General features: G+C 61.1%; 21 protein-coding genes. 2 read left to right on the forward strand and 19 right to left on the reverse strand.

What is annotated here, in order from left to right; translation table 11 throughout:
- The 16 genes from DXC99_RS09710 to DXC99_RS09785 all read right to left on the reverse strand — a co-directional run bounded on the left by DXC99_RS09710 (window position 1) and on the right by DXC99_RS09785 (window position 17,343).
- Window positions 1-744 (reverse strand): L-threonylcarbamoyladenylate synthase, encoded by a 744-nt coding sequence (locus tag DXC99_RS09710; RefSeq protein ID WP_117630040.1) that lies wholly within the window; start codon window positions 742-744, stop codon window positions 1-3.
- Window positions 745-878: 134 nt separating this feature from the next.
- A complete protein-coding gene (locus DXC99_RS09715) occupies window positions 879-1,370 on the reverse strand; it encodes a type II toxin-antitoxin system HicB family antitoxin (protein ID WP_147329360.1) in 492 nt (163 codons plus the stop codon).
- The gene (locus DXC99_RS10645) at window positions 1,337-1,522 is read right to left on the reverse strand and encodes a type II toxin-antitoxin system HicA family toxin (protein ID WP_089573106.1); all 186 of its coding nucleotides are present in this window, start codon (window positions 1,520-1,522) and stop codon (window positions 1,337-1,339) included. Before DXC99_RS10645 ends, DXC99_RS09715 begins: the two co-directional genes overlap by 34 nt.
- A gap of 68 nt (window positions 1,523-1,590) precedes the next feature.
- Window positions 1,591-2,841 (reverse strand): HemK/PrmC family methyltransferase, encoded by a 1,251-nt coding sequence (locus DXC99_RS09725; protein ID WP_117630041.1) that lies wholly within the window; start codon window positions 2,839-2,841, stop codon window positions 1,591-1,593.
- Between the two features lie 646 nt (window positions 2,842-3,487).
- On the reverse strand, window positions 3,488-4,555 hold the full coding sequence (gene prfA / locus DXC99_RS09730) for a peptide chain release factor 1 (RefSeq protein WP_117630042.1): 1,068 nt from the start codon (window positions 4,553-4,555) through the stop codon (window positions 3,488-3,490).
- A gap of 231 nt (window positions 4,556-4,786) precedes the next feature.
- Window positions 4,787-6,202 carry a M20/M25/M40 family metallo-hydrolase gene (locus DXC99_RS09735; RefSeq protein ID WP_117582990.1) on the reverse strand — a complete coding sequence of 472 codons (1,416 nt, stop codon included), beginning with the start codon at window positions 6,200-6,202 and terminating at the stop codon, window positions 4,787-4,789.
- A gap of 72 nt (window positions 6,203-6,274) precedes the next feature.
- Window positions 6,275-7,060, reverse strand: coding sequence for an amino acid ABC transporter ATP-binding protein (locus DXC99_RS09740; protein ID WP_089573110.1), 786 nt, complete (start codon window positions 7,058-7,060; stop codon window positions 6,275-6,277).
- A 22-nt stretch (window positions 7,061-7,082) separates the two neighbouring features.
- A complete protein-coding gene (locus DXC99_RS09745; RefSeq protein ID WP_089573111.1) occupies window positions 7,083-8,231 on the reverse strand; it encodes an amino acid ABC transporter permease in 1,149 nt (382 codons plus the stop codon).
- A gap of 9 nt (window positions 8,232-8,240) precedes the next feature.
- Entirely contained in the window at window positions 8,241-9,167 is a 927-nt protein-coding gene (locus tag DXC99_RS09750; protein WP_117630043.1) for a transporter substrate-binding domain-containing protein, read from the reverse strand.
- 256 nt (window positions 9,168-9,423) lie between these two features.
- Window positions 9,424-10,317 (reverse strand): aldose 1-epimerase family protein, encoded by an 894-nt coding sequence (locus DXC99_RS09755; RefSeq protein WP_117582988.1) that lies wholly within the window; start codon window positions 10,315-10,317, stop codon window positions 9,424-9,426.
- A gap of 79 nt (window positions 10,318-10,396) precedes the next feature.
- Window positions 10,397-11,263, reverse strand: a complete 867-nt coding sequence (locus tag DXC99_RS09760) for a hypothetical protein (RefSeq protein WP_117582987.1) — start codon at window positions 11,261-11,263, stop codon at window positions 10,397-10,399.
- 226 nt (window positions 11,264-11,489) lie between these two features.
- A complete protein-coding gene (locus DXC99_RS09765; RefSeq protein ID WP_117630044.1) occupies window positions 11,490-12,359 on the reverse strand; it encodes a MerR family transcriptional regulator in 870 nt (289 codons plus the stop codon).
- Window positions 12,360-12,451: 92 nt separating this feature from the next.
- Window positions 12,452-13,030 (reverse strand): UbiX family flavin prenyltransferase, encoded by a 579-nt coding sequence (locus DXC99_RS09770; protein ID WP_117582985.1) that lies wholly within the window; start codon window positions 13,028-13,030, stop codon window positions 12,452-12,454.
- 33 nt (window positions 13,031-13,063) lie between these two features.
- Window positions 13,064-14,551: a UbiD family decarboxylase gene (locus DXC99_RS09775; RefSeq protein WP_117582984.1), complete on the reverse strand. Its 1,488-nt coding sequence runs from the start codon at window positions 14,549-14,551 to the stop codon at window positions 13,064-13,066.
- Window positions 14,552-14,694: 143 nt separating this feature from the next.
- A complete protein-coding gene (locus tag DXC99_RS09780; RefSeq protein WP_199408911.1) occupies window positions 14,695-16,152 on the reverse strand; it encodes an SLC13 family permease in 1,458 nt (485 codons plus the stop codon).
- A 243-nt stretch (window positions 16,153-16,395) separates the two neighbouring features.
- Window positions 16,396-17,343, reverse strand: a complete 948-nt coding sequence (locus tag DXC99_RS09785) for an isopentenyl-diphosphate delta-isomerase (protein WP_158551698.1) — start codon at window positions 17,341-17,343, stop codon at window positions 16,396-16,398.
- Between the two features lie 152 nt (window positions 17,344-17,495).
- Here DXC99_RS09785 and DXC99_RS09790 point away from each other — a divergent pair, with 152 nt between their 5' ends.
- Both DXC99_RS09790 and DXC99_RS09795 read left to right on the forward strand, forming a co-directional pair.
- Window positions 17,496-18,740 (forward strand): MFS transporter, encoded by a 1,245-nt coding sequence (locus DXC99_RS09790; RefSeq protein WP_233503773.1) that lies wholly within the window; start codon window positions 17,496-17,498, stop codon window positions 18,738-18,740.
- Window positions 18,741-18,788: 48 nt separating this feature from the next.
- Window positions 18,789-19,235: a low molecular weight protein-tyrosine-phosphatase gene (locus tag DXC99_RS09795; RefSeq protein WP_117582982.1), complete on the forward strand. Its 447-nt coding sequence runs from the start codon at window positions 18,789-18,791 to the stop codon at window positions 19,233-19,235.
- A 205-nt stretch (window positions 19,236-19,440) separates the two neighbouring features.
- Here the strand turns inward: DXC99_RS09795 and DXC99_RS09800 are convergent, their stop codons facing one another.
- From DXC99_RS09800 to DXC99_RS09810, 3 genes are all read right to left on the reverse strand, one after another.
- Window positions 19,441-20,931, reverse strand: coding sequence for an ATP-binding protein (locus tag DXC99_RS09800; protein WP_199408912.1), 1,491 nt, complete (start codon window positions 20,929-20,931; stop codon window positions 19,441-19,443).
- A gap of 151 nt (window positions 20,932-21,082) precedes the next feature.
- Window positions 21,083-21,412 (reverse strand): TIGR04076 family protein, encoded by a 330-nt coding sequence (locus tag DXC99_RS09805; RefSeq protein ID WP_117582980.1) that lies wholly within the window; start codon window positions 21,410-21,412, stop codon window positions 21,083-21,085.
- A complete protein-coding gene (locus tag DXC99_RS09810) occupies window positions 21,405-22,229 on the reverse strand; it encodes a PfkB family carbohydrate kinase (RefSeq protein ID WP_117582979.1) in 825 nt (274 codons plus the stop codon). Before DXC99_RS09810 ends, DXC99_RS09805 begins: the two co-directional genes overlap by 8 nt.
- Window positions 22,230-22,415: the final 186 nt, after the last annotated feature.

Genomic DNA, 22,415 nt, shown 5'->3' on the forward strand with positions numbered 1-22,415 from the left:
CTATTGCATCGGGTCGGACAGGACCCGTTCGATCTCTGATGCGGGAAGTGCGCCTTGGCGCAGGATCTGGAGCCCGCCGTGCTGGAACGACACGATGGTCGAGGCGTCGCGACACGGGGTCTCACCGGCGTCGACGGCAACATCGACCCCCTCCAGGATGCGACCCTCGACGGCGGCAAAGCTTGCCGGCGAGGGCGCGCCATGCGTGTTAGCGCTGGTGCAGGCAAGAGGGCTGCCGCAGGCGCGGATGAGCGCCTGCACCACGGGCGAGGCCGAAGCGCGAAGTGCCACCGTGTCGTCGGCGGCGCGCATAAAGGTCGGCACGCAGGGGGCCGCCTTGACCACGATAGTCAGGGCGCCCGGCCAGCATCGTCGGGCAAGCACGCGGGCCTCTTCCGGGATATCCACGCCATAGCGGTCGAGTGCTTCGACGCCATCGACCAGCCAAGCGACGGTTTGCGTGAGTTCACGTTGCTTGAGAGTGAAGATACGGCGATAGCCGGTGCCGAGCGCAGGAACTGCGGCGCCATTGACGGCAGCCTGCGGATCGCGCGGCCACGATGGGAATTCGCTTGTATCTTGGGGCACGGCGTCCGAGAAGGCGTTGACTGCCACGGCGACACCGTAGACGGTCTCGGTCGGGATCAAAGCCAGGCCGCCGCGGCCGAGCACCTCGGCCGTGCGCTCGACGGCAAGCCGATGCGGCTCGCGCGTTCCCTCGTATACCCGATAGACCGTCTGCATGTGTATGCCAGCCCCTTACGCTCTGGTGCAAGTTTGTTTACTGTGGGGCATTCTCGCACGAAACGTTCAACCTATTTGCCCAGAGCGCATGTTGGTTTGGTGAGCGGCTCTAGTAGTCGGTGAAAGTGAGGGGGTTATTGGACTGCGACGAACTTCTTTGGCCTGCCGGCGTGGCGTTCTTGGGCGGCGTAGCGCTCGATGCTGTCTATCGTTATCATCCGACGGCCGTCGACGAGTTCAACATCGAGCTTTCCGGCTTTGACCAGCGCGGTAATCCGCGGAGCGGAGACTTTGAGGTCCAGCGCTGCGTCTTTAAATGTTCGGCACGCCGCTTCCCGAGCGTCCTCGTGGTCGATTTCGACTGAAAGGGCCACGACCTCGGCCGAGCGTTCGTACCCCGCCGGAGTCAAACCGTTGTTGAGGTCGTCGGCCAAAAACGCCATCAGTGCCTCGGTGGCATGGGCAATCGCGTCTTCGCGCGTATCGCCATCGGCAAAGGCGCCGGGAATCTGCGGGAAGCTGGCGCAGTAACCGTCGTCTTCTTTTATGAGAACGCAGTCATAGGTAAATCGCTGCCTCATTTTGCCTCCAACTACCATCCAGCTTGGCGACGAATACTTGCCCACGTGCCCTTCTTTGGTCGATCACCACCAGAGCCGTTCACGGTGACAACACGGTCACCAGAAACATACTTAGCATGACTACCGACTTGCGCGACCTTCACGAATCCATCGTGCTTGAGTAGGGCAATGATTTCCCGAAAGGTAGGAGGTTGCATGGGCCGACCTCTTTCAGCCGTCCTAATTATAAACTAATTTATAATTTTTGCTAACCAGTTAATAAATATTACTGGCGCTGTTTGGGCTCGGTGACGATGGCTCGGACGATGCGGGGGCGATCGGTGAGGTCGTGGACGATGCGCACGTCCGACAGACCCGCTTGGCGGCAGAGCTCGGCCGCAGCGTCGAGCGCGCCCTCGTAGAGCTCGCAGGCAAAGAGGCCGCCAGCGCGCAACATGTAGGGCGCCGCGTTGAGCAGGCGGCGGAAGATATCGAGGCCGTCGGCGCCACCCTCGAGCGCCAGATCGGGCTCAAAGTCCTTGACCTCGTGCGGCAGCGAGCGCATGACATCGGTGGGGATGTAGGGCGGGTTGGAGACGAGTACGTCAAAGGTGCCCCACTCTTCACGGGGAATGGAGCTCACCAGGTTCGTGAGGCTGAAGGCGACCTCGTCGGACGCGAGACCAAGCGCATCGCGGTTTTTGGTAGCAAGGTCGATGGCGCGCGGCTCGATATCGGTAGCAGTGCAGGTGACGTGGCCGCGACGCTCCCAGGCGATCGAGAGCGAGATACAGCCCGTGCCGCAGCCGACCTCGAGAACGCGGGCAGTGCGGGGCTCGGCTGGGGCAGGCACAGCGGCATCCTGAGCTGAAACCGTCTCCTGGTCGGCGCCCTCGATGGCGATGTCGTATTCGTCGAGCTCGGGCTCGGCGGCTTTTGCGGCTTCGGCTTCTGCTGCTTGCGCGGCGGCTTCCTCGGCCTCGCGATCGGCAAGCTCCTCGGCATAGGCGCGGCTACCGAGCACGTCGCTACCCAGCGCAGCCTCATCGGCGGCCGTCAGGTTGGCAGCACGGCGCTCGGCGGTCGCGCGTTCGTCGGCCAGCGCCGCCTCAGCTTTGCGGGCCTGCTCGACCTCATCGTTCCAAGGCAGCTCAACACGCTGACGGGCAGCGGCCTCGGGGCTCAGCACCTCGGCATCCAGATAATTGAGGACTTCCTCGACGAGCATCTCGGTTTCGGGGCGCGGAATGAGCACACCGGGAGCGCACGCGACGTCAATCATGCGAAACTGCGTGCTGCCGGTGATGTACTGCAGCGGCTCGCCTTTGGCGCGACGAACGACGGCCGCGTGCATGGTCTCGAGCTGGGCCGCGTTAAGCGTCTCGTCCATGCGCATATACAAGTCGATACGCGCCAGGCCCGTGGCCGCGCACAGCAGCCACTCGGCAGAAAGACGGGGATGCTCCTCGCCGCGCTCGGCCAGGTACTCCTTGGTCCACTCGAGACAACGCTTGATGGTCCAGATCTCGTTTGCCATGGGGCCCTCCCCTCTTAAGCGCCGGGCGGCGCGCGAATGTCGGAGCAGATTGTAAGCGAGGCCAGCGCTTGGCAAGGGACGATTGAAGGCGATTATCGAGAATCAGCCCAGAATTTTGCACCGGGCTCGCTCAAAGTGTTCATTCGCCGACGTCTAGATTTGCATTCGTCAAGCTTTTGGCAAGGTTGCCCCAAAACTGACCAATATCTAACCAAGAACTTGCCACATCGCTTGACGCACGACCCATCAAAAATCGCCCCGCGACTTCTCGGACGATTTTTGGAGCAATATTTTCAATAGCAGATGAATGCCGATAATTTCTTAAAGCAGGTAAATAGCTTAATTTCCAACAAAGCAGATTAAATAAATTCAATTAGTAATTTACCCAACCTAGTCATTGGGGACGTTCTTATTCGACTAGTCGTTTAAGAACGTCCCCAACGACTACTCATTTAAGTCTGTCCCCAATGAGTGCCCCGCCACAGGTTGAGCATACGTCAGCGAAAACGCCCCTAAGCGAGCAAGGTGACGTGAAAGAGGAGGGAAGCGTACTTCGGTACGCGACCGACGATTGAACGTCAGATTGCCGCTTAGGGGCGTTTGCAGCGTCGAGCTGTTACGGCGTTTGGTAAAACGCCGTAACCCACTAGACAGCCTGTGCCAGCTTCTCGGCTCGCTCGGCGGCGGCGAGTGCCTCGATGACCGTGCCGAGCTGGTCGCCCAGGAGGACGCCGTTGTAGGTGGAATTGAAGCCGATGCGGTGATCGGTCACGCGGTCCTGGGGCTGGTTGTAGGTGCGGATCTTCTCGGAACGGTTGCCGTGGCCGATCTGGCTCTGGCGCTCGGCACCGAGCTCTGCCTGCTGCTTCTCGAGCTCCATCTCGTACAGGCGGGCGCGCAGCATCTGCATGCAGACCTCGCGGTTCTGGATCTGGGAGCGCTGTTCCTGCGACTGCACCACGGTGTTGGTGGGAAGGTGGGTGATGCGCACGGCGGAATAAGTGGTGTTAACGCACTGACCGCCAGGGCCGGAGGCGCAGTAGGTGTCGATGCGCAGGTCGGACTGGTTGATCTGGACGTCGATCTCCTCGGCCTCGGGAAGCACGGCGACAGTTGCCGTGGAGGTCTGGATACGGCCCTGGGACTCGGTCTTGGGAACGCGCTGGACGCGGTGCACGCCGGACTCGAACTTCATGACGGAGTAGACGCGGTCGCCCTCGACCTTGAACTCAATGGACTTAAAGCCGCCGGCCTCGCTGGGGCTGGAGTCGAGCACGGTGGTCTTCCAGCCGCGCGACTCGCAGAAGCGCTGATACATCTTGTACAGGTCGCCGGCGAAGATGGCCGCCTCGTCGCCACCGGCGGCGGAGCGAATCTCGACGATGGTGTTCTTGTCGTCGTTGGGGTCGCTCGGGATGAGCATGTACTTGATGTCTTCCTCGAGCTGGGGAAGCTTGGCCTCGTTTTCGGAGATGTCCATCTGGAGCATCTCCTTCTCATCGGCATCGGTAGTATCGTGGAGCATTTCCTTGGCAGCCTTGATGTCATCGAGCGCGCCGATGTACTCGCGCGAGGCAGCGATGAGGTCGGACTGGTGCGCGTACTCCTTGTTGAGACGCGTGAACTCCTTGATATCGGAGGCGACGGCTGGGTCGGAAAGCTTCTTCTCGAGCTCCTCGTAGGCCTTGATGATCTTTTCGAGCTTGTCGCGCATGACGGACTCCTTTTATATGCGTGAAGGTGAAAATCGGCAGAATTGATGGGGCGCGGGGCGCCGCTGCGGGGGTAAAGCCCGGCTAGAACATGTCGATCTTCAGATACATGCGCATCCCTTCGCGTATGGGGGTACATAGTTGCGGTCTAACCCATACATGATAGCGTGCGCAGGCAAACCTGCATACAACCCGCACGGAATCCGACAAAGGGAGAGTCCCTTTGTCGGATTCTAGAGCGTATGGAGCAGGGCGATGAGGAAGCGAACACCCTGGAGGTAGGCGCGGCGGGTGATGCGCTCGTTGGTGCCGTGGACGCCGCGGTCGCACTCGTCATCGTCGACCACAAACGCCGAAAAACGAATGCATTCGGAGCAAATGTGCTGGTAGTTGGCAGCGTCGGTCGCGCCGATCACGGTCGAGGGGACAATCGCCAACGGCTCGGATGATCCGTTTTCCTCCGTCCCCTTTGGATCGCAGAAATAGCGGGCGGCGATGGAGCGAACCGCCTCGAGGCCGGGACCACCGATGCGCGGGGACGGCGAGGGCTCGGAGCTGCCGGGGCCCAGCTCCACTTCGACACGACCGGCAAGGTCCGCCCCGGCAACCGCCTCACGGCAGCGCGCCACAACGTCGGCCACGCTCGTGCCCTCGAGCATGCGGAAGTTAATGTTGGCCCACATATCCTGCGGCATCACGTTGGCGCCGGCGCTGCCTCCCTCGATCTGCGTGGGCGCGCAGGTGGTCGTCACCAGCGGATAGAGCTTCTTGCTGGCGAGGCAATCGCGGACAATGGCGCCCCCGTTGGCGGCAATCTCATCCGCCGTGTAGAGCCCCAGCTCGACAAGCTGCGCGGCAAGCAGATCGGTCACGCGCGTCGGCCACTCGATATCGCAGATTGCGGCGATGGCACGGCTGAGCACCTCGAGCGACGTGCCGCCGTAGGGGTTAGACGAATGCCCGCCCGCGCTCTTCGTCTTGAGCACGATATCGGCATAGCCCTTTTCGGCCAGGTCGGCATGCATAAGCCAGCCCTCGCCCGCGCCGTACTCGGCAGCCGAAACAATACGGTAGTCGCCCTCGTCGATCAGGAACTCGAGCTCAACACCGCGCTCCTCGAGCACGCGGCCGATAGCTCCAGCGCCGTACTGCGTGGTTTCCTCGTCCTGGCCAAAGGCGAGCAACAGCGAACGCTTGTGCTCCCAACCGTGCGCCAATGCATACTCAACCGCCTCGAGAATGCCTGCGACCTGATCCTTCATGTCGATAGCGCCGCGGCCCCAAATGTAGGTGTCGTCCACGTGCCCGCTAAAGGGGGCGTGCGTCCAGTCGGCCTCGGTACCCGGCACCACGGGGACCACGTCCATGTGGCCCATGAGCATAACAGGATTGAGAGCAGGGTCGGAGCCGACAAGCGTCACCAACAGCGAGTGGTCGATAAGCTCGACCTCGCCCGCCGCAAACACGCGCGGCCAGGCCTGCTGCATATAGGCGCGCAGGTCGTCGAAGGGCTGCCAGTCCACCGCCTCGGCATCCATGCTCGAAATGGTCGGAAACGACAGCACGCGGCCCAAGCGCTCGCACGCGCTGACCTCGTCTATATCGGCAAAATCGTCCTCATGCGCAAAGAAGCGCCAAACCTCGGCCATGACATCCTTTCGATTGTGACGACAAAGGCCGCCCCACGGGAGCGGCCCTGCAACGTAAGCGTTTGCGGTCGGTTATTTGTCCTCGAGATAGCGAGAGAGGAACTCACGAGTGCGCTGGTGTTTGGGGTTGCCGAAGAGCTCGGCCGGCGCGGCATCCTCGAGCACCACGCCCTTGTCCATAAAGACCACGCGGTCGGACACCGTGCGGGCAAAGGCCATCTCGTGCGTGACGACGACCATGGTCATGCCGTCGGCGGCGAGCTTGCGCATGACCTCGAGCACCTCGCCCACGATCTCGGGGTCGAGCGCGGAGGTCGGCTCGTCGAACAGCATGATCTGCGGATTCATACATAGGGCACGAGCGATGGCCACGCGCTGTTTTTGACCACCGGACAGGCGGCCAACGGCGGCGTGCGCGAACTTTTCGAGTCCCACGCTCGTCAGATGCTCCATCGCGACCTTCTCGGCCTCGGCCTTGCTCATCTTTTTGAGCGTGACGGGCGCGAGCGTGCAGTTGTCGAGCACATCCATGTTGTTGAACAGGTTAAAGCCCTGGAACACCATGCCGATGTCCTCGCGCAATTTGTTGATGTTGCAGCGCTCGGCCGTGAGGTCCTGGCCGTGGAACCAGATGTGGCCCGCGTCCGGGGTCTCGAGCAGGTTGAGGCAGCGCAGGAAGGTCGATTTGCCCGAGCCCGAGGCGCCGATGATGGTGACAACCTCACCGGAATTGACGGACAGGTCGATGCCCTTGAGCACCTCGAGTGAGCCAAAGCTCTTGCGCAGGCCCTCGACGCGGATAAGCGGCTCTTGGTTTTGCACGGCTGCCGCAGTGCCGGTAGTGGCGGTATCTGCCATGATGATTCTCCTCGTCTTGCGCCTAGTTGGAGCTGGGCAGCGTGGCAGGGGCCTCGGCGCCCAGCTTTTTGCCAAAGGCTTCGAGCAGGCGGCTCGCCACGAGTGTCAGGATCAGGTAGACCACGAGCGCCACGCAGTAGACCTCCATCTGGCGGTAGTACACGCCGGCGACCGTGGTAGTAGCGTACATAAGGTCGAACACGCCGATGACCGAGAGCACCGACGAGTCCTTAATGTTGATGATGAGCTCGTTGGTGAGCGCCGGAATCGCGTTTTTAATGCCTTGGGGGAACACGACTTTGCGCATGGCCTGCCACTGCGACAGGCCCAGCGAGCGCGCTGCCTCGGCCTGGCCGGGATCGATGGACTCGATGCCGCCGCGCAGGACCTCCATCATGTAGGCGGTGGAGTTGAGCGAGATGGTGACGAGGCCGGCGGTGAAGGTACTCCAGATCTGGTTGGCCTGAGCGGTCTCGAAGCCCATGCCGCGCAAAACGGTAAAGCCCGCGTAATAGATGAGCAGGCCCTGGACCATCATGGGCGTGCCGCGCACGATGGTGGAGTAGATGGTCGCAAAGCCGCGGCCGATACTCTTAAAGAAGCGCACCAGGTCGTTGTCCACGCGGTCAAAGGTCTGAATACGCAGGAACACAAAGAGCAGCGCCAGGAAGAATGCGATGACGGTACCGAAGGTCGCAAGCGCGATGGTGATCTCGATACCGCGGATAAAGAAGTCGCCACTCTTGTAGGTCATGTAGACCAGGCTCGACAAAAAGTCGCTGGGGTTGGAATCCGAGACAATGCTCACCTGCACCAGGTCGATAAACGACATGACGCAGCGGTCGATAAAGAAGATCGCCGCGATAGCGACCACAACATAGCTACCCAGGCGCGCGCCGCGGCGGAAACGCTCGGATGCGAACGGCGACTTTTCGCGATAGTCACTCCAGTGCATAAGCTTGGTGACAAGCGCCGCTGCCGACACGACAATCCAGGCCCAAAGAATCGCCCAAAGGCAATCCTGGAAGATACCGGTGGGGGCTAAGAAGCTCAGCGGTGTGGGGTTGCGCTGGCTAAACGCCAGGCCGAGCGCCGCGATGACGCTCGTGCCCAGGTATACATAACGGTGGTCGGCCTTGATAAAGGAGGCCAGACGGTTGATGGCTTTCATGCTGCCTCCCTATGCCGGCTGACGGTCGAGGCACGCGTCCCACATTTGGTCGCGCTCCTCTTGGCTAATGCCCTTGAGTGTCTTGTCGATGAGCTTAAGCAGTTTGTCCGAGCCCTTGCGGCAACCGACGTTTGTCGTAACCTCCTGCTTAAAGCCCTCGCCCTCCGCAAAGCGAATGGGCACGATGCCCGGGTTTTGGGCCATATAGCCCTTCTCGTTTTCGGTGTTGTAGGTCACGGCGTCACAAGTGCCCTGCAGCAGGTTCGAGAACACCGTGGGTACCGAATCGACCGGATTTTTGTGGACGACGCCCGGAATCTCGTCGATGACGGTGTCGAGCATCGTGTCCTTTTGGCCGAGCACCGTGGCGCCGCTAAAGTCGCTGAGCTTGGTCGCGTTTTGGTAGGGCGAGCCCTCTTTTACGAACAGGCCAAAATAGCCGATAAAATACGGCTTGGAAAAGCCGACGGACTCCTCGCGCTCGGGCGTGGCGCTCATGCCGGCGATGATGAGGTCGATCTGGCCGTTGTTAAGCGAATCGATAAGGCCCGAGAAGCTCTGCTTGACGGCAACAGGCTCGCCGCCGAGGGCTTTGCAGACGATCTTGGCGATCTGCACGTCGTAGCCGTCGGCATAGGCGCCCTGCACGTTGTCGATGGGAATGGTGAACTCGCTGGCCTCGGAAACCTGCCAGTTGTACGGGGCGTAGGCCGCCTCCATGCCAATGCGGATCTTATCCTTGCCGATAACGGAATCGGACAGGTCATCGCGACCGCCGCCCGTCGTGGGCTGGACCACCTTGAGTGTGGACGGACGCTGGCAGCCGGCAAGCGCGCCGGCGACAACGGTTGCGCTCGCAGCGAGGGCGCTACCCAAGAAGATGCGACGACTGCACACCGGCTGGGTCTGCGCGTCGCGCTGTAGTCGAGGTTGCATCTGATGCCTTCCCTATGTCGTTTTGCTGACAATAAGACAGGATATACGTCAACAACCAGCAGCGCGGCATGTGCGCGAAAAAATAATAGACACACGAAGACGATTGGCGCAAAGCAGCCTGCCCCCATGTACCACTTGGCATGAAAAAGGCAAGGCATAGACCTTCTGGTCATGCCGTGCCTTTTGAATGGCAAATTGTCGCTCTGGGTGGCGCGCAGCGTCGACCGGTCCGCCGTTCGTCAGAACGGCGGAACCTCTAGAGCAGGGTGACGCTAAAGCTGCGGACGTCCGTCTCGCCCGGCGCCAGCGTAATGGTATTGACCTTGTGCTCAAAGACATCGTCCTCGGTGTCCATGGTGGTGTGGCCGGTCCAGGGCTCGAGCGCCACAAACGGAGCGTCGTTGGCGGCAGACCACACGCCGATGTACTTAAAGCCCTCAAAGTCGATCTTGACGCCGTGGCCCGACTTGCGACCGCGCAGCGTGAGCGTAGAGCCCGGAGTATCGGTGAACATGATGGCATCGTTATCGAAACTGCGGTGCGCGATGGGCAGCACGTCCGAGTTATCGGGAGCCTTGTAACTACCCTCGAACGTCATAAGACCGTCGGGCGTGATGACGGGGGCCTCGTTAGTCCAAGCCTCGGTAAACGCCAGCTCGTAATCCTCGAACGCCTCGTCCTCGGCACCGGGAGCCGGTACGTTAAACGCGGGGTGGCCGCCCACCGAGAACGGCAGGTCCACGTCGCCGGTGTTGGTGACGGCAAAGGTCTGCGTGAGGGTGGCGTCGCCGGTCAAGGCATAGGTCATGCTGAGCTTAAAGTGGAACGGGAACGCCTTGAGCGACTCGGGCGTGTCGGTGATCTCGTACGTTACCGAGGAGCCGTCCTCCGAAACCTCGACCAGCTTGTGTTCGACGATGCGCGCGAGTCCGTGGCGCGGCATCTCGCAGGTGCCGGCCGCAGACGTCGCCGTGTTGTTGCGCAGCGAGCCCACAATGGGGAACAGGATGGGCGCATGCTTGCCCCAAAAGGCGGGGTCGCCCTGCCACAGATACTCGTTGCCGTTGAGGGCAAGGCTCGTGAGCTGGGCACCCATGGAATCGATGGCCGCGGTGAGGCCGCCGCGCTTGATGGTAGTGACGGTGGACATGCTACTTCCTCCAAAAGTAAACAACAGTGTCGAGGGCTATTGTCCCACTCTTGGCGGCGGGGTTGAGCGACAGGTGCAGTTATTGAGCAATAGCGTAAAGGTCAAACCCGCCCTGCGGCGTGCTATCGACCGTATCGGGCGCCTGTGAATTAAAACTCACCGGAACCATGCGCTTTGAGGCACGGTAACGCGTGCCGTCGGTGGCGACGGGCGGCTCATCGACCGTGAGCTCGTAGTCGCCGGGCTTGAGCTCGATGCCGTCACCTTCGGAATTGACGTATTGATACTCGTCGATTGCTTGTCCCTTGAGTGTGCGGCCCACGATATGGACGAGCATTTGGCTATCGCCGCGCGCGGTATCCCACGTCGCGCCGTCCTTAACCTCGACCGACACATGCACCGAGCGCGTGCGGCTGAGCGATTGTTCGACGGACATCTCGACCTTGGCGGCGTCTTTGCGCTGTTGCTCCACGTGACTCCAGACATTTCCGATCGCCGAGCAAGCGATGACGCCGGCCATAAAGGCGATGAGAATGGGGCCGAGCGGCGAGCGACGTCCCGCATCTTCCTCGCGAGACAGATTGGGGCGACGCGTGGGCGCGGGCGCCTGAGCACCCTGCGAGGGCACGTCGAGAATGCTGAAGGATGCCGTGCTGTCGGGGTCGATGTTATGGCGAGGTTGCGGGGTCTTTGCCGGCGAGATGGACATATCGGCCGGCTCACCGAGCGTGGCCGTGGCATCGGCCTTTGCCTCGTCGGCCTCGGCCTGGGCCCAAGCCTGTTCAAAGGTCAGGGGCTCGGCGGAGTCGGAAGCGGCGTCCGTCTCGACGACATCGTTGCCGCTCTCGTCCTCGTCGCTCGACACGCCACGCGGCGCGGGCTCGTCCCACTCCTCGTCCGGAGCCTCGCCCTCGCTATACCACCATTCAAAGTTATCGATATCCATACGGGGCGCCCCCTTGGCCTCGCAAATAAACACTTGCTAGCCTTATACCCCCAGATGGCACAGGAGCTCGCACGGAATGTGACAAAGGGACTGTCCCTTTGTCACACGACCAGACGTGAAAACATAGAAACTTGCAAATTTTGCAAGTTTATAAGATGACGCCTTAGAAACTTGCAGATTTTGCAAGTTTCTAAGAAATGGATGTGGCAAAGGGACTGTCCCGTTGTCACATCTGGAGGGCGACGGGGATTTGGATGCAGCAAAAGTCCTCTTGGTGGGACTCGTCGTAGCTCGTGGTATCGAGGTAGCAAAAGTCGAAAGCGTTGCCAACGGGCTGGAGCGCGTGCTCGTCCATGCAGGCAACGATGGCGCGGATGCCCTCGGGCTCGTACGGCATACCCCAGCGGCTCATGCACAGGTATGTGCCCTCGGGCAGCACCTCGATGCCGATCTCTGCCAGCTCGGCAGCGTCGCTCGGCAGCAGTTCCTCGACACCGCGCGGCAGCACGACAAAGGAGCCCGCGCCGGCGATAGGGTCGTCGGAATGCAGCGCCTCGCGACGCAGCATGGCGCCCCAACCGCGCATGGGGCGCGTGCCCGTCAACGTACGCATGCGCAGGATTGCCCGCATGAGCGTAGGGTGCAGCATCGAGCGGCCGCGCTCGATATCGCCCGGAAACTCCTCAAAGACCACGTAGCGACGCTCGAATTGCTTGAGCTCCGGCTTGCCCTCGCGCTCGCGCCAGTAAACCGCCTCGTCGTAAAAGCTTAGACGCTCCTGTACGCTCGCGCGCTCGGCTTTGAGCCCGGCAATCTGCTCATCGAGCGCCTGCACCCGCGAGCGCAGGTGATCGGTCATCTCGCCAATGTCGAACGTCGAGGTCAGGCGGTCAATCTCGTCGAGTTCGAGCCCCAGGTCGCGCAGCATGCAGATCAGACGCATGAGCGGGATCTGCGTGGGCGAATAGAAACGGTAGCCCTTTTCGTTCACCACGGCGGGTTTAAACAGACCGATCTTGTCGTAGTAGATGAGCGTTTGGCGCGAAACGTTAAACAAGCTCGCCATCTCGCTAATCGCATACATGCCCGTCTGCATAGGTCCTCCCGACACATCCCTTTTGCGCACAAAGCCCGCCGCCCACAGGGGCAGCGGGCTCAAACACTACTCGTATCCTACCCTAAAGACGCCTATGACCAGCGCTTATAGTTTGCACATGACACGCCGACGGCCTCGAGCGCCTTGGCGGCGATGTGATGCACCGCGTCATCGAGCGTGGCGGGGCCGTTGTAAAACGTGAGCATGGGCGGCATGAGCATGACGCCCGGTACGCGCGCCAGGCGCGCCATGTTGTCGACATGAATGGCGCTGAAGGGCGTCTCGCGCACCATGAGCACCAGGCGGCGCTGCTCTTTCATCTGCACGTCGGCCGCACGCAGCAACAGGTTTTCGCTGTAGCCGCTCGCGATGCCGGCGAGCGTCTTCATGGAGCAGGGTGCCACGATCATGCCATCGACCGGATAGGTGCCGCTTGCGATGGCAGCGCCGATGTTCTTGTTGTCGTAGACCACATCGGCATGCGTGGCAAACTCGTCGAGCGTCATGCCGAGCTCCTGCTCGATGGTGATCTCTCCCCCGCGCGTGACGACAAGCGCCGACTCGGCACCTGCCTGGCGCAGGCATTTGAGGCACTCAAGACCCAGCGCGGCACCGCTGGCGCCAGACACGCCAACGACAATGCGACGGGGACGGACAGAAGACTCAGGCATGACGGCTCCTTAACTACTTGGTAGGGCTACTTACTAGAAAGCAATCTCCTTGGCCCACTTGTCTGTGTCGATCTCCATGAACTGCGAGCGAATGAAGTTCTTCTTGAGGTCGAACGGGACCGTGCAGTCGAAGATGGCCTTGCAGGCGATGCCGTGCTCGCGAATCGTGGGGTCGAACGCGGGGTCGTTGGACGGGTCGAGCACGTGGCAGTGGCAGCCGGGGATGGTGATGAGGTCGACGTCGGCCTGGAAGCGCGTGGTCATGGCCCACATCACGTCGCTCATATCGAAGATATCGACATCCTCGTCAACAAGGATGACGTGCTTGAGCTCGGAGAATGCCGAGAAGGCGAGCATGGCGGCGTTGCGCTGACGGCCCTCGTCATTTTTGCTCGACTTCTTAAACTGCATGATGGCAACGAACTTGCCGCCGCCGCAGGGAGCGGCGTGGACGTTGAGCAGACGGCCCGGGATGGCGGTCTCGACCATCTTGTAGATGGAGGCCTCGGTGGGGATACCGGCCATGGACACGTGCTCGTGCGAAGGACCGATGCAGCTCTCCATAATGGGGTTGACGCGCGTGGTAACGGCGGTGATCTTGATCACCGGGCAGACCTTGGCGCCACCGGTGTAACCGGGGAACTCGGGCATGGCGTAGCCGTGGCCGTTGACGTCCTCGTTGATGGTCTCGTCGTGCATGAGGTAGCCCTCGAGCACGTACTCGGCATTGGCGATGCACTTCTGCGGAACGGTGACGCAGTCGGCAAGCTCGACAGCGTGGCCGCGCAGGGCGCCGGCAATTTGCAGCTCGTTGAAGCCGAGCGGTGTGGTGGGAGCCTCAAAACCGCAGCACATGTACACGGCGGGGTCCAAACCGATGGAGATGGAGATGGGCATATCCTCGCCACGCTGGCAGTACTCGTCAAAGAACGCGCCCAGGTGACGGCTGCCGGGGGTAATCCACATGGCGAGCTTGTCCTTGTCGACGCAGGAGAAACGGTGGATGGTCACGTCGGACTGGGAGCCGTCGGGGCTCGTGCCGTAGGCGAGGCCCATGGTGATGTAGGGGCCGCCGTCGACGGGCGTGTTGGTAGGAGCGGGAACGATCTTGCGCAGGTCAAAGCCCTCGTCGGTCGCCTTGTACACGACCTCTTGGCAGTCGACGTGCGCACCCTCGGCGATCTGCTCGGGCGCGATCAGGTTCTCGAAGCGCTTACCGATCTCGAGGCCCAGGTGCTCCTCATCCAGGTCGAGCAGGGCGGCAACGCGCTTGCGGCTGGCAAGCATGCCGATGCAGACCTTGGCGTCGTCAAAGCCCTTGACGTTGTTGAAGACCATCGCCGGACCCTCTTTGGTCGGACGCATAACGGTGCCGCCGGCACCGACGTGGCGATAGACGCCCGAAACCTCGGCATCGGGATCGACCTGGGTGTCGGTCTCGAGCAGCTGGCCCGGCATCTTGCGCAAAAAGTCGAGTGCGGAGCGCAGGTCGTGGATCTGGGAAGCATCGGTAGTGGACATAGCGTGCTCCTTTCGGGAGAGTGCCCGGCGGCGAGGATGCCGCCGGGCTGGGTAACGTAGTGGGGCCGCGGCGCTCATAGATGGGACGCTCGGCCACTCGCAGTTCGAGCACTCGGCTGCTTACAGCCCAAGCGCTCGACCGCTTACATCAGGCCAAAGAGGTGGAACCAGGCGGCCTCGACCAGCACGACGATAAAGACGACCGCAGTGAGGGGAATGCCCATGCGCATAGCCTCTTTGGAGGTGTAGCCGCCGGCGTCCTTGCCCTCGCCGATAAGGATCGGCAGGTTGTGGAACGGCAGGATGTAGTGGATGTTGATGGACGTGAAGACGATGAGCGCCACGGCGAGCGGGCTCACGCTGGAGCCGGCCGCGAAGCTGATGAACGCCGGCACGCACACGCCGAGCACGGCCATGACCGAGCCCATGAACATGTGGATGATCATGGAGAGCGCGGCGACAAGCAGGGCGAACAGGAAGATGTTCTCGGGCACGGAGCTGGGAAGCACGACATCGGCGATCCAGGCGTTCATGCCGGTGGCACCGCCCACGGAACCCACGGCCATGGCGGCCGTCAGGAACATGAGGGACTTGATGTCGACAGCGTTCCAGCTGGCGGGGGTAAGGACCTCGCCGATGATGGGCATGGCGAGCGCGACACCGATGGCAAGTGTCACCCAGCCGATGTAATCGCCCGAGACGGTGAGCCACAGCGCGATGGCGATGACAAGCCACACGATGGTGCGGATCTCCTTGACGGAGAGCTTACCGAGCGCGGCCTGCTTGGCCACGATCCGCTCGCGATCGTAGACGAGCTCCTTGCTGGGCTTAAAGAGGAAGAGGCCCAAGAACAGGGTACACAGCAGCGCAACCAGCATGGGCACGCTCATGTACAGGAACCAGTCGATAAAGGACGGGCTCATGCCGCCGGCCTCGGCGCTGTACTGCGCAACAAGCGGGTTGAGCGTGGAGTCGCCCGTCAGGAAGAACATGGAACCCGGGGCGGCAGCGGCAAACACGAGGAATCCGAGCTTGCCGCGGTCATCGTCACCGTAGCCGGCGGACTCGGCGATGACCGAGACGACGGCGAGGATGAGGAAGGCGCGGGGGAACGGGTGCGGGATCAGCAGCGACAGCACAAAGGTGAGCGCGAAGATCGAGATGATGAGCGACTTGGCGTCGCGCACGAACTTGAGCATAAACGCATAGGCGATGCGCTCGCCCAGCCCCGACTCCTTGACCGCGCTGGCGATGAGGTAGGCGCCGATGACGAGCCACATGGTAGCTTTGGTCCACGAGCTAAACGTGGAGGCGACCGTCGCCGAGATGCTCGCGGCGCCCGTGTCGTCCACGCACACCTTGAACAGAACGAGCAGCGCGCAGTAGAGCAGGCCCACAAAGCCCGGCTGTGCCACGCCACATGCCCAGAACACCACCGTGGCGAGCGTCAGTGCTAGACAGGTCTGAGCGCCGACCGTGAGCTCGACCGTCGAGCTCAGCTCCGCCAAAGGAAGAAACTTCACCAGCAAAAAGACAACGATACCCAGCACAAAGCCAATTTCGCGCTTGGTGATCTTAAACGCCTTCTTTTCCGCTTCCATCTCCCCACCTTTCTTGTTGGGGGCGCTCCGGATTCGCGGCCACGTTGCCACTTAAAAAGGGGCGCCCGTTATCGGACACCCCTTACGTTGCGCTGTGTTGTTGCAATACAGTCAAGCGGGATTTTTGGATGAGAAGCGATCCCCTAGACAAAAACCGTCACAACATTCGACGCTTTTCCTCGTTTTCGAGATTTTCATCGAATGTTGTGACGGTTTGGATATGGCAAAGGGACTGTACCTTTGTTACATAGCGAAGGCCGTACGGATGGATGGGTCGCTGAGCGCCTCGCGGAGCCAGGGGGCCAGCTGCTCGGGGTGACCCTGCAGGTAGCCTTTGAGCTCGGACGGGGCCACGCGACGCACCTCCGAGATCTCCTCTTGGTTGATATGCAGCTCGCCCGGCTCGACATGGGCTGCGAACACCTCGCACCATTCGCACTCGCAGCGACCGTCGCCGTGGTCCTCGCGGTAGACGATATGGCCCAGATGTTTGAGATCGCCCGGCTCGCGCGCGACGCCGAGCTCCTCGCCCATGCGACGTGCCGTGGCGGCCGCGACGTCTTCCCCGGGGAGCGGATGGCCGGCGCAACCGTCGGCAAGCACCCCACCCCAAAGGCGCTTGAGCTTGCTGCGACGACAGAGCAGCAGGCGCGCGTCTTCGCCCCGGCCCTCAACTAGAAGCGTCAGAAAAGCCTGGTGCAGAATGCCCTCGCCGGCATGTGCCTCGATGCGATCGACAGGGCCAAGCGCCTCGCCGGTCGCGGCATCGACCGCCACGACCTCGGCGCCTGCACCGCCCTCATCCCAGCCGGCGCGCAGGATGCGCGCGGCGGCCTCCTCGAGCGCGGCGATGAGCTCCTTGGTGGTAGCGAGCACGCGCTGCAGATCGTCCGCAGTCGCATGCTCCACATGAAAGCCCGTGCTTGCAACTACCGGCACGCCAAAGCGCGTGGCCAGCGCCGCCGCGATATCGTGCGCCGGGATCTCATCTCGATGGCACGGAACGGCCAGGATGCTCACGGTCGCCGTGCGACCGGGCTCAGGGCGCGGAATGGCCTGCGCCGTGGCGCCCAGATGCGCGTACTCCGGCGAGCAGGCGTACACCACCATGCCGCGCGGCGTCACCGTCAACTGGGCCTCGAGCGCAAACTTGCCCTCGCCCACTGCAACCTTTGTCGTGTGCATACCCATGGGATCTCCTGTCGCCCGCGATGTACCTGAGACCATCTTCGCCTGTATTGCGACTATACAGGCAAGCGCAGCCTGCGACAAAGGGGGCAGGCACCTGACACATTCTGTTAGAGTTGCAGGGATTGAATCCCGCTTATTCATGCGACATTGGAGTGACAACCTTGACCGCCGCAACCACGCCTAAAAGTAAGTCAACCGCCGCCGCGCTCTCCCCCGCGCGCACCAAGCTCTGCCTGGCGCTGCTCGTGCTGTTGGGCTTCTCGCTCGGCTGCTCGGAGTTCGTGGTCATCGGCATCGAAAGCGACTTGGCAACGGAACTCGGCGTATCACTTGCCACTGCGGGCCAGCTCATCAGCGTGTTCGCGCTCGTCTACGCTATCGCCACGCCGGTGCTCGCGCTCAGCACGGGGCGATTCCGCCGCTACCAGCTGCTCGTGTGCTACAGCATCGTTTTTGTGCTCGGCAACCTGGTCATGGCGTTGGCGCCCAACTTCCAGGTGCTGTTTATCTCGCGCATTGTCCTGGGCTCCGTCTCGGGCGCACTGCTCGCCGTGGGTGTGACGTACATCCCCGAGCTGCTGTCCCCACAGCAAACCTCGCTTGCCATCTCGGTGGTATATGGTGCGTTTTCCGTGGCAATGGTCTTTGTCACTTCGATCGGCAAGTTCGTGGCCGACACGCTCGACTGGCACGTGGCCATGTACGGCACGCTGACCTTTGCCGTTCTGATCTGCGGAGCGCTCGTGGCGTTTATGCCGCGCGCTGGGCAAACCGATGAGCCTGCCACCTTTCGCGAGCAGGCGGGTCTGCTGCGCGAGCCGAGTATCATCACCGGCATGCTCATCTTTTTGTTTGGCGTGGGCTCGGTCTACGTATTCTACGGCTACGTGACACCTTATCTTGAGCAGGTGCTGGGAATGGGCACTGTTCAGGCGAGTACCACGCTTATGGCCTACGGCGTGTTTTGCCTGACCTCAAACATCTTGGGCGGATGGATCGATGCGCGTTTTGGCATGAAGGCACTGCTTGTTACGTTTGTGCTGCAGGCGGCGGCGTTACTCGGGCTGTTTGCCGTGGGCGGCACCATGCCGCTCGCGCTGGTCTTTGTCTTTAGCTTGGCGTTGCTCATGTACCTGTTCTCGGTGTCGTGCATCACGCACTTTATGGACGTGGCACGCAGCCGCCATCCCAAGTCGATGGTACTCGCAAGTTCGGTTGAGCCCATGGCGTTTAACGTCGGCATCTCGTTTGGCACTGCAGTGGGCGGCGCCGTGGTAAGCAGCATTGGCATTGCGTACGTGGGTGCCGTGGGCGCCGCGTTCTCGCTTGTGGCCTGGGCGCTCACGCTGGTGACGATTAAGCTGGCCCGCTGGGAGCGCAAGCGGGCGAGGGCGTAGGCGTAGATGCGATGCTCGAGCTCGATGATGATCGAAAGGAAACCGCATATGCAACGGGTACTGTTTATCTGCCATGGGAACATCTGCCGCTCGACGATGGCTGAGTCGGTGTTTACCGAGCTGGTGCGCCGTGCCGGGCGCGAGGCGGAGTTTGTCATCGATTCTGCCGCCACCTCGACCGAGGAGATCGGCAACCCGCCACATCATGGCACGGTCGCCAAGCTGCGCGAAGTCGGGATTCCCGTCGTTGCGCACCGTGCCCGCCAGGTGCGTCGCGCAGAGTATGGCAACTGGGATCACATTGTCTATATGGATGCTGAGAACGCGCGTGGCCTGCGCCGCATCTTTGGCGACGACCCCGACGGCAAGATTACGCGCTTGCTCGATTGGACCGAGCGCCCCGGCGACGTGGCCGATCCCTGGTACACCGGCAACTTCGATGCCACCTACCGCGACGTGCTCGACGGTTGCACTGCCATGCTCGAGCAGATGTAGGTTTGCGGGCGCACAAACCGCGCGAACCGCGTCATCGGTATACATCGAGCGTGGATTTTCTCTCGTATACAGATCGAGCGTGGAAAATCTCCCACTTTGAGCGTTCAAGTGCGCTCTAAACGGGAGAAAATCCACGCTCATTTTCTCGGGCAGTGGAACTCGATACGACCAAGGGACTGCCCCTTTGTCACATTCGGGACTGGCCCTAGACCTGCTTGACCTCCAGCTTTATCCCCTCGGCACGGGAGTCGCCCAAAACATCCGAAAGGACCCAGGTCGCATATAGCGGCAAATAAAGAACAGCTCCGTTGCGCTCAACGTTGCCTCTCGAGAAAACAATCCCGAGCCTTACGCCATATTCGGCCGTATCAAGCACATGACCGAGCGCAGCGTGCGCGTGGTAATAGGAGCCCGATTTAACCTCGATCGGGACAGCCGTCCCATCCGGTCCGTCGACCACAAAGTCCACTTCGCCGCGCTTTTTCGTCTGATAGTAGTAAAGCTGGCGATTCTGGGCAGCCAGCTGCTGGGCCACCACGTTTTCGTAAATGCCGCCCAGATTGGGCTCCTTGCTATCAAGATACGCCGCCTGGGCGACTCCAACGGGGTAGCGCGCCATCAACATGCCCGTATCCGATTGATATAGCTTGAACTGCGATGGCCGCGCCGTCTTGAGCAGGGGCGATTTTGGCTCGGTTACGATATCGGCCTTGAGAGCAACGCCGGCATCGACAAGCCAGACAAAATCTCGCTGGTACTTGTCGTAATGCGCCTTGGGGTCAATGGAATTGAGCACGAAGCGTTTGTTTTCGCCCTCGAGCATAATAGGGAGCTGATCGTAAATGCTCTGCACCTGAAGGGCTCGCCCGCTTGCATACTTGGAGATATCCCGCCGGTACTGTTCGTTGAGCTCTGACTGTAGCTGACGAACAGAGGCAAGGTCGCCCTGCGTGTCAAGGAAACGCTGCACGACCTCCGGCATTCCGCCGACAACGGTATAGGTCCTGAAGTTTGCCATCATCGCGTCATGAATGTAATCAGGAATGGGCTTCTCGCTGATACACGCATCGCGTATCGTTTGGCGAGCTCCTTCGCTCACCCCGATCGCCCAGCAAAACTCCTCAAAATCGAGCGGGAACATCCTAAGCTCGTGAACATATCCCACAGGATAGGACCTAACGCCCTTGAACTGGGTCCCGAGCATTGACCCCGAAAACGCCCAGTGGCACCTCCCGTCCTCAACAAGGAACTTTGCCATCGTCATGATGTCGGGGGCCTCTTGGACCTCATCGATAAACACGAGCGTTTTGCCTGGCGCTATCGGCTTTCCCGAAAGAAGCGTCACCCTGCTGATGAAATCATCGGCATCCCGTGCCTCGAGAAGAGCATCTTTTGCCTGGCGATTTTCCGCGAGATTGAGCTCGATATAGGTTGCGTAGTTTGACTTACCGAACTCGCGAATCGAGTAGCTCTTACCGATTTGGCGAGAACCCGTGACGAACAACGCCTTTCGTTCAATGGATCTCTGCCAACAATCAAGCTCATCAGCGATTTTCCTGCGCAACATAAGCTCTCCCATCGCCTCGATAAATGAAATGCAGATATTTATATCGACTATTATCGATGAAATACAGAGATTTTTAGTACCGAAATTGGATGAAATGCAGAAATTTGAGCTTACTCGCGCACAGAACAACGACGCGTGCGCCTAAGCATGGGCATAAGTGAGGTCGGGATTCTCGCATACAAATCGAGCGAGGACTATCTCCCACTTTGAGTGCGAAATTGCGCCCAAAACGGGAGATAATCCACGCTCGATATTTCGACGGGAGAAAAACCTCGCTCGGTTACTCGTCGACGATCTCGGCAAGCCAGACGTTCAGCGTATCAATCTCGGGGCAGCAGAACTTTGCCGTACCGGGCTCGTTGCCAGGCACGGTTCCGCCATAGCGCAGGATATCGATATAGGGAAAGCCCACGTGGCAGGCCATGGAGCACATCTTGCCGCGGTCTCGGTCAAAGTCAAAGACGTCGCCCGGCTTATGACCGTGGTGGCAGCGGCACGTCCCCAGCTGGTCCACGCAGCTCACGCGGATACGCGGCCGCTTGCCACGCGGCGCGCCGAGCGGCCCGTTCTCGCCCACAGGCTTGACGCCGCCCTCGCCAGCGTTACTCATGGTCAATCACATCCAGGCAGGCCTCGATGGGCAGGCCGGCCGACTTGTCCTCTTGGTCGGCATTGCGCTCGATAAGCTCCGCCACCACGCGCATGGCATCGGCCGTCGCGCGCTGCAGACTCCAACCTGCCATAACGCGGCCGACGAGCACCGCCGAAAACGTGTCGCCCGTGCCCGGAAAATAGACCGGAATGAGCTCAAATGGAATCGTGAAGTGCTCCCCCGCCACATGGTCGTAACCGATAACCGCGTTCGTGCCATTGACCACGGCGCTCGTAATGACTACCGACTTGGCACCCAGCTCGCGCACGGCGTCCACAAGGGCGCGGGCCTCGTCGGGCGTGATCTGCTCTGCAATAGGCGCATCGGTGAGCAGACAGGCCTCGGTGTAGTTGGGCACCGCGTAGTCTGCGCACTCCAGCAGGTGCCGCATAAGGCCAATCGTGGACTCGGGCACACCGGCATAGAGCTTGCCGTTGTCGCCCATGATGGGATCGACGAACACCTTGGTGCCCTTTTGCGCGCGGCGGTGGCAAAAGTCCGAGATGATGCGCGTCTCTTCCTCGGTCACGATAAAGCCGGTCGAGATGGCGTCGAACTCAAAGCCGAGCTCCTCCCAGATAGCGAGGCTTTGGCGCACGTACTCCGTGGTGTCGTGGATGTAGAACTTGGGATAGTTGAGCGTATCGGACACAAGTGCCGTCGGCAGATTGTGGATACGGTAACCCATGTGCGACAGCACCGGCAGCATGGCAGAAAGCGCGACCTTGCCGTAGCCGCACATATCGTTAATCAGCAGCAGCTGAGTGTTCTTCATGAGTGTCCCCCTTGGGTCGGGCGCGGCGCGGCAGCGCCACAGTGCGACTAAGTGTAGCGCAGGGGACGTTGTGAACGGGCGCTGGCACCGCAGAGGACGAATTGTTGCGGAAAGGTTACGGGAAGGAGGAAGTTAGTCGTTGGGTGTTCCTATAGTTTTGTCAACCGTCGGGGCTACTCCCGGTAG

The sequence above is a fragment of the Collinsella sp. TF10-11AT genome, assembly GCF_003437565.1.
Lineage (GTDB): Bacteria > Actinomycetota > Coriobacteriia > Coriobacteriales > Coriobacteriaceae > Collinsella.

Coding starts and splice junctions, on each gene's coding strand:
- DXC99_RS09735 (WP_117582990.1), bottom strand. CDS start 6,202: ATGGCCGAGGTTTGGCGCTTCTTTGCGCATGAGGACGATTTTGCCGAT.
- DXC99_RS09760 (WP_117582987.1), bottom strand. CDS start 11,263: ATGGATATCGATAACTTTGAATGGTGGTATAGCGAGGGCGAGGCTCCG.
- DXC99_RS09710 (WP_117630040.1), bottom strand. CDS start 744: ATGCAGACGGTCTATCGGGTATACGAGGGAACGCGCGAGCCGCATCGG.
- DXC99_RS09740 (WP_089573110.1), bottom strand. CDS start 7,060: ATGGCAGATACCGCCACTACCGGCACTGCGGCAGCCGTGCAAAACCAA.
- DXC99_RS09770 (WP_117582985.1), bottom strand. CDS start 13,030: ATGCCTGAGTCTTCTGTCCGTCCCCGTCGCATTGTCGTTGGCGTGTCT.
- DXC99_RS09745 (WP_089573111.1), bottom strand. CDS start 8,231: ATGAAAGCCATCAACCGTCTGGCCTCCTTTATCAAGGCCGACCACCGT.
- DXC99_RS09765 (WP_117630044.1), bottom strand. CDS start 12,359: ATGCAGACGGGCATGTATGCGATTAGCGAGATGGCGAGCTTGTTTAAC.
- DXC99_RS09775 (WP_117582984.1), bottom strand. CDS start 14,551: ATGTCCACTACCGATGCTTCCCAGATCCACGACCTGCGCTCCGCACTC.
- DXC99_RS10645 (WP_089573106.1), bottom strand. CDS start 1,522: ATGCAACCTCCTACCTTTCGGGAAATCATTGCCCTACTCAAGCACGAT.
- DXC99_RS09810 (WP_117582979.1), bottom strand. CDS start 22,229: ATGAAGAACACTCAGCTGCTGCTGATTAACGATATGTGCGGCTACGGC.
- DXC99_RS09795 (WP_117582982.1), top strand. CDS start 18,789: ATGCAACGGGTACTGTTTATCTGCCATGGGAACATCTGCCGCTCGACG.
- DXC99_RS09725 (WP_117630041.1), bottom strand. CDS start 2,841: ATGGCAAACGAGATCTGGACCATCAAGCGTTGTCTCGAGTGGACCAAG.
- DXC99_RS09805 (WP_117582980.1), bottom strand. CDS start 21,412: ATGAGTAACGCTGGCGAGGGCGGCGTCAAGCCTGTGGGCGAGAACGGG.
- DXC99_RS09750 (WP_117630043.1), bottom strand. CDS start 9,167: ATGCAACCTCGACTACAGCGCGACGCGCAGACCCAGCCGGTGTGCAGT.
- DXC99_RS09780 (WP_199408911.1), bottom strand. CDS start 16,152: ATGGAAGCGGAAAAGAAGGCGTTTAAGATCACCAAGCGCGAAATTGGC.
- DXC99_RS09755 (WP_117582988.1), bottom strand. CDS start 10,317: ATGTCCACCGTCACTACCATCAAGCGCGGCGGCCTCACCGCGGCCATC.
- DXC99_RS09785 (WP_158551698.1), bottom strand. CDS start 17,343: ATGGGTATGCACACGACAAAGGTTGCAGTGGGCGAGGGCAAGTTTGCG.
- prfA (WP_117630042.1), bottom strand. CDS start 4,555: ATGCGCGACAAGCTCGAAAAGATCATCAAGGCCTACGAGGAGCTCGAG.